This window comes from Prevotella sp. MGM1 (genome assembly GCF_002933775.1).
Taxonomy (GTDB): domain Bacteria; phylum Bacteroidota; class Bacteroidia; order Bacteroidales; family Bacteroidaceae; genus Prevotella.
Map to the genome: position 1 here is coordinate 20,520 of NZ_BEWV01000084.1, position 13,777 is coordinate 34,296.

The following is a 13,777-nucleotide window of genomic DNA, read 5'->3' on the forward strand; positions in this document are numbered from 1 at the left end:
TTAATTAACACACAATTTGTGTTAATATGGCACATAATTATAAAATATTTGCTATCTTTGCAACGTTCATATTACGAACAGTCATTGGCATATTGTAATTGGATTATGAATTATTCTGTGCCATGCTACTTAACCAAAACGCATTTTTTATTTTTTTGACCGAAACAATTTATGATACTGAATAAGATTAGAACTGTTGCCATTGCCGCGTGCTTATCATTAAGCGCCATACCGTCGGTGGCCCAGGATCTGCTTGCAAAGCAGGCACCGATAGACAAAAAGATGAAAGCCGTAGACTCTGTCGCATTGAGCAGACTCATACAGAACGAGCAATTGGAATCTCCGTCGGCCGATCTTTACAACGAATGGGACAACCGCTACGCACATAAAGCTACCGCACTGCCCGACTCATTCAATATCAATCTCCGCGGATTCTGCATGCCGACAACAAACAGAGTCGTTACTTCCAACTTCGGACACCGCTGGGGCCGCCAACACAAAGGCATCGACGTGAAAGTATATATCGGCGACACTATACGCGCGGCATTCAGCGGAAAAGTAAGAATTGTACGATACGAGGCCCGCGGATATGGCAAATATGTGGTAATCCGCCACTACAACGGTCTTGAGACAATATACGGACACATGTCCAAACATCTCGTGGCAGAGAACGATGAGGTCAAAGCAGGCGACCCGATAGGCCTCGGTGGAAACACCGGACGAAGCACCGGTTCGCACCTTCATTTCGAGACACGCCTCTGCGGAGTGGCTCTCAATCCGGCAATAATGTTCGATTTCAGAAACCAAGACGTTGTGGACGACAACTATATGTTCCGTCGCAACACATACGAGGGCGAGTCGGCAATAGCCAACCGTCTGCGCGGAGTGGGTGGAAAATCAACAGGCAACAGCGATAAAGACAACGAAGACATAGAGTTGGCAACAGCGGCACCAGCGGCCTCTTACGCTACAGACGTGCGTTTCCACAAAGTCCGCTCCGGCGAGACTCTATCTTCAATTGCCCGTAAACGCGGCACCACGGTCGATGCGCTGTGCAAACTGAACAGGATAGGCAAGAGAATACGCCTCATGCCCGGACAGATATTGAAATACAACTGACGGTATAATACGCTATCCGATAGAAACAAAGCTGAAGCAAGAAAACCAACAAGCGTGGTTATAAAATACAATATGTCAATAACAAAAAGACAATAACCCTGTATTTAAAAGACAACAGACAGACAATATTAAGGAAAACAAACAGGTAATCATAATAAAACCAGGCTCGCCAATGATTGGCGAGCCTGGTTTTTATCATACAGCTAATTAACATTGAATGGCGCGATACATACGTTTTCTTATTCAACATATATCAATTTTCATGTAAAATACATAGGCTGATTAATGCGAAAGGCATGGCTGATTTAAGCGAAAGGCATACAGTTCCCATACAAACGACATGCCTGGCTCGCATAGGAACATGATGTTCAAACCATTGCCATGCTTTCAGTCCCGATTAAACATGCTGTATTATCATATTCTCCGCATACTATTTCTGTCGTATTACGCCGGATTGTTCTGATATGTTTTCAGAGGACAAATATACTTTTGCCACATTATATTACAATGGCGACACGATCAGCATCACATATCAGAAAAGCCGGAAACACAAAGCCATAATATTTCCACCGACCGGCAACCGATGCGAAAAAAGTATCACTTCCCTTTTGCGATATAATTCTTTCCGGATGTTATAGACACGCTACTTCCCTTTTTCGTGAACGTAAGCACATCCATTTTCAACGAATGTGTGGCATGATTGAAAATCTTTCCGGGGTCAAACGGCTGGCCGTTTATACGACATTCGAAATGCAGATGCTCCGTCGTGGCGCGTCCGGTACGTCCCACAAGGGCTATCACCTGACCGGCTTTCACTATATCACCCACTTTCACAAGGTTCTTGGAATTATGACTGTACAGTGTCTCGATACCACTTCTATGGCGTATTTTTATACACTTTCCGTATCCGCTATATGTCTGTGACATAGTCACAACACCGTCAAAAGCAGCCAGGATATTATCGTTAGGCCTGGTCTTGATATCAACACCGGTATGCCGGCGGCCTCCACGGCGACCAAACGCACTTATCACCTTTGCCCCGGCCAACGGATAGCACCACTCTCCGGCATCAAGATTTACCAGATTCAGTGAGAACTTATTGCCGCCCGCAAACGGATTGGTGCTCATATCACCTGCCTTACCGGCTGCCGATAGTGCTTTGTCGCCAAGTTTATCGGGCGTCACCACACTGAGATCCACATTGAAAGCGGTCTTCTTGAACATCACCGTCTGCCGCAGCAGGCGATGCGAATTAATACCGATGAGCGTGGCCGGATTTATCCTTCCGCCATTGACCATTACGGAGAACATGCAAAACACACGTCCCTTATCGCCTCCGACAATGGCCACCGTCTGTCCGGCTTTCACTTCATCGCCAACCTTCACAAGATTCTGCGCATTGTATCCATATACCGTCTCCAGTCCGTTTTCGTGCCTGATGACGATAACATTGCCAAGTGTCTGATGCTTTTTGGACATTCGCACCGTTCCGGAGAACATAGCCTTGACCGCGTCTCCGTGAGCCGTGGTTATCTCAAGCCAGTTGTCTTTCACCGCCTTTGCCTTGCCCACAGGCAGCGGAAAACAGTATTCAGCAGGGCGCAGACCGGCGAAATCCACCGAGAAAGCGGCCGAACCAGCAAACAATCCGGGCGTCTCTATGCTTATCTGCTGCTGCTCGAGCATTGTAAACTCATCTTTCGCCGCCGCTGTCAGGGTTGCGACAAGCACTGTTGACAGTAATATCTTTCTAAGTCCAATCATCGGTTTATATTTATTGTTTCATCAGTAGTCATTTCATCATTATCCCCGTGAATATGCGCCCCGATCCTGTTCCGAGACGGCGAGCCGAGAAAAACTCGCCGCCGTTCTTGTAAGTGCACGTCCCGTCGGTGAATATCTTATCGGGATTGACGCCTTTTGAAATCAGTTGAATACGGTTGCACTCCCACAAATCGATATGCCACTTGTCGTATCTGCGGGCAATGCGCTCCATCATGAAACCCTCACGGGCGAACGCTTCATATACCTCATCACCCACCTCGAAAGCCTCCTGCGATATGCCCGGGCCTATGACGACTGTCAACACTTCGGCTTGCGTACCGTAGTGAGCCGACATTTCGTCAACAGCCCGCTCCACAATACGTGCCACCGTACCCCGCCAACCGGCATGAACGGCGCAACAGGCGCCATGACGGGCATCATAAAGCAGTATTGGTATGCAGTCGGCCGTAGACACTCCCACACATATACCTTTCACATCGGTCATCACCGCATCGACGCCTTCAAGCAACATGTCCCGCATATCGTCAGACAACGATACGAACCCGGCTGCAATCCGCCGCACCACAGTGCCGTGTGTCTGATGCGGTATGATGAGACCATCGGTGCCTATACCAAGCTCCGCGCACAGCATCCGCCGGTTTTCGGCTACGGCCGCAGGCTCGTCACCGCAATATCTGTTCACGTTGAAAGAGCCGTAAGTGCCTTTGCCGCATCCGCCATGCCGCGTACTGCTGAAAGCTGTCACGCCATGCCCCATCTCATAGTACCTGAGCACAGGACTACTCATCCTCTTCCTCCTCGTACTCGAAGTCGTCGAGGTCTTCTATACAGTCTTCTACGTCGTCTATATATTCGATATCATCATCCTCGCCCTCGGCCGACAGCTCCGCCGAGAAGCGGGTCATGTCCTTGTCACGATGCACTATATTATCGCTTGTGATGATACCTTGCAACTTGTTGCTCTCACTGTTAAGCTCGCGCCACAGTGTATCTTTCAATTCGTTGAGCCCCATTCCGGCCACAGACGAAATGAAAACCACGGGCACATCATCGGGCAGTGTCTCGCGGAGCATTTCTATCAGCTCGTCGTCGAGCAGATCGCTCTTTGTCACTGCCAGCACCCTGTGCTTGTCAAGCATCTCGGGATTGAAATTTCTCAGTTCGTTGAGCAGTATCTCATATTCCTTCTTTATATCGTCCGTATCGCCGGGCACCATGAAGAGCAGCAACGAGTTGCGCTCTATATGTCTCAGGAACCGCAATCCGAGTCCCCTGCCCTCGCTCGCCCCCTCTATGATTCCGGGGATGTCTGCCATCACAAACGACTGACGGTCACGATATTCCACTATTCCGAGCGACGGCTCGAGCGTGGTGAACGGATAGTTGGCTATCTTCGGACGCGCACTCGACAGCGATGAGAGCAACGTTGACTTGCCGGCATTCGGGAATCCCACCAGACCGACATCGGCAAGAAGTTTCAACTCGAGCACTATCGTAAGCTCCTGCATCGGCTCGCCCGGCTGGGCATAACGCGGTGCCTGATTGGTGGCCGAACGAAACTGGAAATTACCAAGCCCGCCGCGGCCGCCCTTGAGCAGCAGCACCTCCTGTCCGTCGTAGGCCACGTCGCAGATATATTTTCCTGTCTCGGCATTATACACCACCGTGCCGCAAGGGACATCGATATACACGTCTTTTCCATTTGTGCCATGACACTTGTCGCGCCCGCCGTTGCCGCCATGTTCCGCACGCACGTGCCGTTCGTATTTCAGATGGAGCAATGTCCAGTAATTATGGTTACCGCGCAGATACACACTGCCGCCGTTACCGCCGTCGCCGCCGTCCGGCCCGCCATTCGGCTGGTATTTAACATGACGCAGGTGCATGGAGCCACGGCCGCCCTTGCCCGAGCGGCAATATATCTTAACGTAATCTACGAAATTGGATTCTGCCATTTTTATTATAATAATGTGTAAATAATGTGCAAAGATACGAATTTAAAACGAGAATACGGCCAAAACAAGGCAATTAAGCTACGGGACGCCTATTACACCTACGAGCAACAGTATTATTCTTCGTTTATTAAAAATAACAGTGCCGAAAACATCCTATAAATAAAACATTTCACTGACTTTGCCATCGGTAAGCATGCCGAGAAGAGGTATCATCATAATACTCCTACACATCGTGATTACCGGTTCTGTGGCATATCACATGATTCTTAACATCCTTAAAATAACAGCAAAAACAAAACCCGGATAAGTCATGAAAACCCAAAAACAAAAGATATACTTCCTGAAATAATTATCATATGGATACTTATCCATACGGCAATCCCGTGCATAGCGCACAGTACAAAGACAGGCAGAAAAACATGACTGGCAAACGCACTGTTGCTTCACAAAATCGGCTCCCTGGCTTTTCATGCCATGAGAAGCCAGGGAGCCGATTTTATATATTGTAAATAAAAATCAAACATACCGCAATCTTCACCAACTGTATATTTATACAAAAAGAAATTGTAAAACAGCCAAAACCGCCTTGATTTTTTGATATATCCCTATTCCCGACCGGCCGGCACCCGATTCTCAACATCCGGAACACCGTATTATTGCAACGGGTATCTTATTGCATTGCGTTTAGATACTGGTTGCATTCCGTTTAGCGTCTAAATGCAATGCAACCGGTATCCCGTTATAACGCAACGAGGCTCCCGATGCAGAGCATCGGGAGCCTCTATGACGGACATCACCATACATATAGTGCCCGTCAACGCGGTAGGACACCGGCAATGACGGGCACATCGGTATGTGCGAAAACGGCCGTTCTCCTACGGAAGACAGCCTACGATTTCAAATTTATCAAATTTCACGGTATAGAAAGATTGCATAAATATGCGTTTCGAACATATACCAACTTTATCACTTCCAATCATTTTGTAATTATTTATCATACTTTTCGTGTTTAAGCCAAATTCGGCCGACAACAAATTTACAACAAAAATCATCGGAAAGCAAGCATCATTACGATACACTTCGCTATACATCACAAAAAAAGAGTCGCGGAAATCATCTACCGCGACTCTTCAATATAATAATATCTGCCATTAAAACCATCAGATGTTCACGCCCCAACACCATCTATCACCTTGCTGATGTCGGCGAAGATACGGTCGAGGGCACCAAGACCGTCTATGTGATTGTGGAGGTTCTCGCCCTTATACCAGTCTATCAGCGGTGCCGTCTGGTTGTGATACACATCAAGACGCTTCTTTATCGTCTCGGCGTTATCATCGGAGCGGCCGCTCTCCATGCCTCGCTTTATCAGTCGGGCCATCAGTTCGTCTTCCGGAACATCAAGCTCTATCATGGCCGCTATGCCGTGCCCGCGCTCATCGAGCATCTTTTTCAGTGCCTCGGCCTGCGGAATGGTACGGGGAAAACCATCGAAGATTATTCCCTTATGGTCTTTGCCGTAGCTGTCGTAAACTTTGGCGAGAATGTCTATCATCAACTCATCGGGAATGAGCTGACCTTTGTCTATAAACGACTTTGCCACCTTCCCCAGCTCCGTCTCGCCCTTGATCTCGGCACGCAGCACGTCGCCGGTAGAGATATGGCCGAAGCCATACTTCCCGATCATCAAGTCACTCTGTGTTCCCTTGCCTGAACCGGGAGCACCGAATATCACTATATTCTTCATTTTATCCTAAAAATTAATACTTCTCTTACCTTGCGGCCAAGCCGTCTTCGTCATTCGGACTTCAGTGTGTAGATGTCGCGCAACTGGCGCCCCTGCTGATCGTAGTCGAGCCCGTAGCCGAGAATAAAGTCGTTCGGTATCTCGAAAGCCACGTACTCGATATCGAGCGGGGTTTTAAGACGCTCGGGTTTGAGCAGCAACGTGCAGATATGCACCGATTCCGGATTGCGCGTGCCGAGGCTCTCTATCATCCGCTTGATGGTCAGTCCGCTCTCCACTATGTCCTCTACGATTATCACCGTGCGACCGGTAAGGTCCTCATTGATACCGATCACTTCCTTGATGGTACCGGTAGATGTGGTTCCCTGGTACGACGCCAGTTTGACGAAAGAGATCTCACATGGAATGGTTATCTCGCGCATGAGGTCGGCAGCAAACACGAACGAGCCGTTGAGAACGGCGAGCAACAGTGGGTTCTTGCCTGCCATGTCGCGGTTTATGCGCTCCGCCACGGCCTTGACACGCTGTTTTATCTCGGCCTCCGGAATGGAAGTCTCAAACAGTTTATCCTTTATTCTGACAATACTCATAGGTACGTTTTCTTTAATTTTGCGACAAAATTACTAAAAATCCGTCAAAGAATTGTAACTATTACCATTAATTTTGTATTTTTGCACGTATGAAGATTTTTACAAGCGCTCAGATTAGCGAGCTTGACAAGTATACGATAGAGCACGAACCTATAAAACCCCTCGACCTCATGGAGCGGGCGGCGCAGGCACTTACCCGCGCCATTGCCGACTACCGTGACAATACCACTCCGGTGGTGGTGTTCGCAGGCCCGGGAAACAACGGCGGCGATGCCCTCGCCACGGCCCGCCTGCTCGCCGAGAAAGGCTATGAGGTGTCGGTCTATCTGTTTAACATCTCCGGCAGACTGACCGCCGAATGTCTCGAAAACAAAGAGAGGCTCACGGCAGACAGCAAGCGGATAAAAAACTTCACGGAGGTGACACAGGAATTCGACCCTCCGCAACTCAAATCGGATACGCTTGTTATCGACGGCCTTTTCGGCTCGGGACTCAACAAACCGCTGGCCGGCGGCTTCGCGTCGTTAGTGAAATACATCAACGCGTCGCCGTGCGCGGTGGCGAGCATAGACGTGCCCTCGGGACTGATGGCCGAGGACAACACATACAACGTGCGGGCAAATATCATCAGGGCTGACATCACACTGACACTGCAACAGCCCAAACTGTCTTTCTTCTTCGCCGAGAACCAGCAGTTTATCGGTCGCCTCAAAGTGCTTGACATACGCATCAGCAGCGAGGGTATGAAGAACATGGAGGCTATGTACACGGTGACGGAAGAGAGCGACGTGCGCAAACGGATGCTCACGAGAAACGAATTCGCCCACAAAGGCAACATGGGCAACGCACTGCTCGTGGCGGGAAGCTACGGAATGGCGGGAGCGGCAGTGCTCGGAGCCAGGGCATGCCTGAGAGCGGGAGCGGGAAAGGTGACGGTGCATTCACCGAAACACAACAACGACATACTGCAAATAGCCGTGCCCGAGGCTGTGGTGCAACTTGACTCCGACAGCACTGTATTTACAGAGCCGGTAGACACGGAAGACTATAACGCACTCGGCATCGGCCCGGGATTGGGCACAAGCGAGACCACGGCCATAGCACTGATAGCCCAACTGAGGCGCACACAATGCCCGATAGTGGCGGATGCCGACGCGATAAACATCCTATCCAACCGCAGGGCCTGGCTTCAACAACTGCCAAAAGGCATAATAATGACACCGCACCCCAAGGAGTTCGACAGGCTGGAGAGCCATTCGTCGGACAGCTATGAGCGCCTGTCGAAAGCATGCTCGCTGGCGGAGAGACTAAGCGCTTTCATAATCATAAAGGGACGATACTCCGCACTGTGCATGCCTGACGGCCACGTGATGTTCAACCCTACGGGCAACGCAGGCATGGCAACAGCCGGCAGCGGCGACGTGCTCACAGGAATAATCACCGCACTGCTCGCAAGAGGATACAAACAGGCCGATGCCTGTATCGTGGGCATGTACCTTCACGGACTTGCGGGAGACATCGCAGCCGAAGAGAAAGGAATGGAAAGCCTCGTGGCCGGCGACATAATAGAGTGTCTGCCGAAGGCTTTCAAGAGATTGAACGACTGATAAAGCAAACGACATACCACCCATAAGGACATGAGAAAGATATTGACGGCCGCATTGCTCGCCATCTGTTGCGGAGCAATGGCCCAGACACCGATAAGCAAATACAAACCGGGAGTGACTCCCGAAGGGGCTGTATACTACCTGCCAAAGACGGCCCTGCGCATCGTCGTGCAGGTGGAAAAGACAACTTATACTCCCGGCGACTTCTGCATATACGCCGACAGGTTTCTCAGATTGAAAGACGTTGAGACAGAAAAGACGGTCGACTATAAGGTGACAACGATAAACATGACATCTGTAGGGGTGGCCGACACATCTAAATGCTATTCCATCAAACTGAACCCGAAAAGTTCGGCGACAAACATAAGACTGGCCGACGACGGCACCCTGACAGCCATCAACGCCGAGCCAACGGCACAAGATGTGCCGGCGGCATTCGTTCCGGCTCCTAAAAAGACTCCCGTCAACCCGAGACAGTTCATGAACGAGGACATCCTCGCTGCCGGCAGCACGGCCAAGATGGCACAGCTAACCGCACAGGAAATATACGACATACGCGAGAGCAAAAGCCTGCTGACACGCGGACAAGCCGATTTCATGCCGAAAGACGGCGCACAGATGAAACTGATGCTCGAGCAACTTGACACACAAGACAAGGCACTGACAAGCCTATTTGCCGGAACGACAGAGAAAGACACCACCGAGCACGTTTTCATCGTATGTCCTGACAAGGAGATAAGCAAAGAGGTTTTGTTCCGCCTTTCACGCAGACTCGGTATCGTCGACAAGGACGATCTGTCGGGAACACCCTATTATATCAGCGTGACAGACCTGCACAGCATACCGGCGGCAGACCCTGTGGAACCTGCCGGAAAAAGAAAACAGCAGGACAACGGCATATTCGTGAACGTTCCCGGAAAGATAAAGGCAACGATTTCGAAAGGAAACCACATGATGGGAAGTTTCGAACTGTATGCCGGACAGTTCGGACACACGGAACTACTGAGCAGCGAACTGTTCAACAAAAGATTCTCCACAAGACTGATCCTCAACCCCACCACAGGCTCGGTGGCCAGGCTCGATGCCGAACAACCAAAGTAAAAGGATTGTGACACATCACAAAAAGGTATCGGTATATCGGACACCGGAGATGACGTCAATACCACACAATCTGTAACACATATCGCAAACGGGGCATGACCCATGAGAAAATAAAGCGGAACTACGCAAATAACAAACAATGAAAACAAGGCGAACAAACGCAGACACAATATAAACCACACCGCAAATACAACACAAACAAAAAAACAAGACCTATGCCAAGACGGCATCAAGGCAAAAAAAGTACTTCAAACGGGATTTTGCGATAGTTTGCAAAATCCCGTTTAAAGTACTTACAGCCGTCCGCACCAACACTGCCGGCTATTCTCTTATCTCCCCCTTATGCACAATCATTTTCACAAGCGTACGCCTGCCGCCGTGCATATCAGACACCCAGAATACCGTGTCGTTCTGCGAATAAATACGTGCGGGTTGTAAAAATTCGTACCCTTTGACGGCTTTAAGCTTTTTCACCCATTCTTTCCGCCTACCGTCGTATATGTTGACAACGTCATTGTCTCCGGTGACATACATCCGGCCATCACCGAACGCCAATGTCTTTGGCTTAAAATCAAGCGACATCGACAGACTGTCCACGTCTATCGACGCTCCGTCGGCCATATCACCACTCACCAACGAAGGATCAAGCACACGTATTTTCCTGCCCTCATAGTCGGTGAGCAGAATATGCCCGGCTGTATCCGGCAACATGCAATGTGCCGCAAAACCGTTATTCCCCGGACTCCCGTTGTTGCCTGCACGGCGATAACGATTTACATTCCGATAGTTTTCCTTCGTCACGTCAGACTCCCTGTAGATACTTATCATCCCGTTTTTGTCGCGGGCAAATATCAGGCTGTCCTTCACGGCAAGCGCCTGGGCCTGAAACACCGGGCCGCTCCACGTGCCGTTGCCCATACAAGTGACATAAGCCATGTCGGGAAGACGAAAGACATGAATGAGCGACTGACGCTCCGCGACATACAAACGGTTACCGGACGGTATGATGGCTTCTATCTGACTGCCGAATGCTTCGGTCTTATTGCCAATCGCCCATGACTTCACCGTGCGCAACAACTTGCCTTTATTGTCATCAAACAGCAGCAGACTATTGCCATCACTTCCCGTGTTGGCTATGAAAACCGTGTCGCCCGAATGAGTCACCGTATAGGGAACAAAGCTCTCGGAAGCGCTCATTCCGAGGCTTTCGGCATCTATCAGCCGTGCCGCCTCGTAAGAGTAATACCAGTGGCTCTCATACTCACCGTCTTCCGAACCGGGCAACCGGCCGCCGAACTCCACGGTCTCATCATCGCCGCATCGCGCTGCCAGCACACCCAGCGCCAACAACAATATATACGAATGTATTTTCATTTTCAACAAAACATATCTTCACATTACATATTTTCATTTCAATTCACCCATCGGAATGGCATACACGCACGGCCCGTCGCTCGTCCTGTCTACTATAAACAGGGTGTTGCGGCGTATGCAAAACTTCTCGGGCGACCGCAAGGTTATATCACCGGTGACAGTGTAATCCCTGATTATGTCGCCAGTCTCAGGGTCCGCCTCGCAGAACTTCTCTTCTCCGTCTGAACTTACGAACATCCTGCCTTCATGGAAATCAAGCGCATACGGCCTGCTCTTATATGCCAGCTGGTTGGCATGTTTGAAAGAGATACCTTCACGCAAGTCAGCGGGTATGAATATGTCTATCCGCCCTGACGGATGAGTGGAGTATATCAGACCCGTGTGCCGATCTACAGCAAGACCGTAAGTGCCTCCCGCCTCACCCATGTTCGGTGAGCGTGTATATATCACCGGGGCTTTTCCTGCCTCCAGGATCCGCTCTTCCACACCCACAAGAGACCTCTTGTCACGTATGAAGACAAGCCCTTTGTCTGCCATCACATCGAAAGCATGAACCGTCTGATAAGCTCCCGTGCCCCATTTGCCGTTACCTACATGTGTGAAAAACTTATGATCCGAGGCATTGAAAATCTCGGTCCTACTACCCTCATGGGTCACATATATCTTGCCGTTGGCACGTGTCACGCCGTTCGGCCGGCCTGTGAATGTCTCTGTTATCTCCGTGCCGGCCTCATCTCTCGTCCATTCCCTGATACTGCCGATATGCTTTTTGCGCCCCGAAGCGATACTGAATATCTCAACACTGTAATTATTGTCCGCGTCATTCACCACATATACAGTGTCTCCATATACATACACGTCTTTCGGACGGAAAGTGGCGGGCGTGGCAAGAGGCACATCATCATAGTCCAACCTGAACGCCACGGGCTTGCCGTCATCCCCTCCACGGTCTGACATATCGTCATGAAACGGAGACAGTCCGCCGTCGAGAGCATCAAGCTCAGGGTCTTCGATAACATAATTGGAAGGCACATAGATGTCATCGAAATATCTGTTACGGCTCTTCCTGGTGTGCATGAAACGCCGCGAGTATACCGGAAGCTCCTTGCTCAACGACAGATCCACATACATATTGTGGCACAACGTTATCCACCCGGGACCCGTCTGCTCGTATGTCATGTTACCGTCGTGTCCGTATCCCAGGCAATGCGCGAACTCGTGGAATATAGTCTCGGTGATACTCTTGTCGTCGGCATAGTGTTCGAGATAGCACACTTCATGCATACCGAAAGTCGTCCCGCCGCCAAGCCCCATCACTCCGGTAGTGTATCCGAACACGAGTCCGCGGTGATTGAGCACATTCCTCAGCAGAGCGTCCTTGTCTATCTCTTTCCTGTCGCCATTACTGTGCAGCGGCCCGAACTCGTGCAGAGCTTTCTCAAACTTATCAGATGAGAACATATAGCTCATGTTCAACGCTATAGCCACCGCCTCACGAGTATGCGACGCTTTCATCTTGTATCGCCATGATGGCTGAGTGTCACTGTATCTGCCGAAAGCGATGCGCCACTTGCAGCGTATTGATTGCAGACACTTCCAATAGGGATCGTCACTCTCTATCGAAAAAGCTATGTTCTCTCTTGTCAGATACGGGTTTGCCATGATGCGTATTTTCTTTCCCGAGCGGGTATAAGCAGTGAGGTTCTTCACGGCAAACGGTATACGGACCGTAAGCTGCTGGAAAGGCATCACCTTACTGATATCCATCATCCTGAACTCCTCATCATACCCGTCTATCTTTGCCCATACCGTCACGTTACGGAGTGCCCTGGGACTGTAAAAACGAAGCCGCAAGTCATGGTCATCACTCATCTCTATCTGCAACGGCTCGCTGACGTTGAAACTCCGCTGTCCGGAATCAAAGTATACATCCGGCGATTCGTCGTCGTTCAGCATGTAATATGTATTGTCCGTATTGTAATCCGCCTCGGTAATCACGAGTGGAAGTTCTTGGTTAAAAAAATCCCCGTTCACGTAACAGGTAGTCTCGTCATCCTGGCAACCGACCGTCAGAAACACGCAAAACAAAGCCAACAGGCCGGTATAAAAATTCCTTTTCATCGTCTGTCTGTATATCATAACAGTGTTGTTTAAATACAATATCACCAGCAAAATTAGTCACTTTCTTCGAGGTGACCAAACAAAGGATTTTCTTTTTATAATATCAGCCCTAATATGCAAAAAGCAGGATAAGATCGTCGCAAGTTGCCATAATATCAACAGTCGGCAAACTCCGCGATGCAGACATGCCAGAAACCATGGGGCAGCAGTCCCCATCTCACAGACATCCCGACAAATAATGAGTCAGTCCTAAAAAACCTGTAGGCATGTTATGTTAATTGACAGATAATTTCCGTTGAGCCGAAAGATGCCAGCCCAGAAAATCGGGTCAGCGGATTTTTCCGGTGGGCGGGAGAGAGTATCAAGAGTATAATGTGG

The 13,777-nt window shown here is 49.8% G+C and carries 10 protein-coding genes; 3 read left to right on the plus strand and 7 right to left on the minus strand.

Annotated elements, in window-relative coordinates:
• The first annotated feature begins 171 nt into the window (after nucleotides 1-171).
• Nucleotides 172-1,119 carry a M23 family metallopeptidase gene (locus MoGM_RS02490; protein WP_104368623.1) on the plus strand — a complete coding sequence of 316 codons (948 nt, stop codon included), beginning with the start codon at nucleotides 172-174 and terminating at the stop codon, nucleotides 1,117-1,119.
• Nucleotides 1,120-1,716: 597 nt separating this feature from the next.
• Here MoGM_RS02490 and MoGM_RS02495 read toward each other — a convergent pair.
• The 5 genes from MoGM_RS02495 to hpt form a co-directional block, all read right to left on the minus strand.
• Nucleotides 1,717-2,883, minus strand: a complete 1,167-nt coding sequence (locus MoGM_RS02495; protein WP_233210133.1) for a M23 family metallopeptidase — start codon at nucleotides 2,881-2,883, stop codon at nucleotides 1,717-1,719.
• A 28-nt stretch (nucleotides 2,884-2,911) separates the two neighbouring features.
• Nucleotides 2,912-3,691 (minus strand): peptidoglycan editing factor PgeF, encoded by a 780-nt coding sequence (gene pgeF / locus MoGM_RS02500; RefSeq protein ID WP_104368625.1) that lies wholly within the window; start codon nucleotides 3,689-3,691, stop codon nucleotides 2,912-2,914.
• Nucleotides 3,684-4,859, minus strand: coding sequence for a GTPase ObgE (obgE, locus tag MoGM_RS02505; RefSeq protein ID WP_104368626.1), 1,176 nt, complete (start codon nucleotides 4,857-4,859; stop codon nucleotides 3,684-3,686). Before obgE ends, pgeF begins: the two co-directional genes overlap by 8 nt.
• A gap of 1,168 nt (nucleotides 4,860-6,027) precedes the next feature.
• Nucleotides 6,028-6,606: an adenylate kinase gene (locus MoGM_RS02515; protein ID WP_104368628.1), complete on the minus strand. Its 579-nt coding sequence runs from the start codon at nucleotides 6,604-6,606 to the stop codon at nucleotides 6,028-6,030.
• Between the two features lie 50 nt (nucleotides 6,607-6,656).
• The gene (gene hpt, locus MoGM_RS02520; RefSeq protein ID WP_104368629.1) at nucleotides 6,657-7,196 is read right to left on the minus strand and encodes a hypoxanthine phosphoribosyltransferase; all 540 of its coding nucleotides are present in this window, start codon (nucleotides 7,194-7,196) and stop codon (nucleotides 6,657-6,659) included.
• A gap of 89 nt (nucleotides 7,197-7,285) precedes the next feature.
• On the opposite strand from hpt, the gene MoGM_RS02525 reads away from it, so the two are divergent.
• Both MoGM_RS02525 and MoGM_RS02530 read left to right on the plus strand, forming a co-directional pair.
• Complete coding sequence (locus MoGM_RS02525; protein WP_104368630.1) at nucleotides 7,286-8,803, plus strand: NAD(P)H-hydrate dehydratase; 1,518 nt, start codon at nucleotides 7,286-7,288, stop codon at nucleotides 8,801-8,803.
• A 30-nt stretch (nucleotides 8,804-8,833) separates the two neighbouring features.
• Nucleotides 8,834-9,904, plus strand: a complete 1,071-nt coding sequence (locus tag MoGM_RS02530; protein ID WP_104368631.1) for a DUF4831 family protein — start codon at nucleotides 8,834-8,836, stop codon at nucleotides 9,902-9,904.
• A gap of 321 nt (nucleotides 9,905-10,225) precedes the next feature.
• Here MoGM_RS02530 and MoGM_RS02535 read toward each other — a convergent pair whose 3' ends face one another.
• Both MoGM_RS02535 and MoGM_RS02540 read right to left on the minus strand, forming a co-directional pair.
• Nucleotides 10,226-11,278, minus strand: coding sequence for a quinoprotein amine dehydrogenase (locus MoGM_RS02535; RefSeq protein ID WP_104368632.1), 1,053 nt, complete (start codon nucleotides 11,276-11,278; stop codon nucleotides 10,226-10,228).
• A gap of 33 nt (nucleotides 11,279-11,311) precedes the next feature.
• Nucleotides 11,312-13,399, minus strand: a complete 2,088-nt coding sequence (locus MoGM_RS02540) for a hypothetical protein (protein ID WP_104368635.1) — start codon at nucleotides 13,397-13,399, stop codon at nucleotides 11,312-11,314.
• Nucleotides 13,400-13,777: the final 378 nt, after the last annotated feature.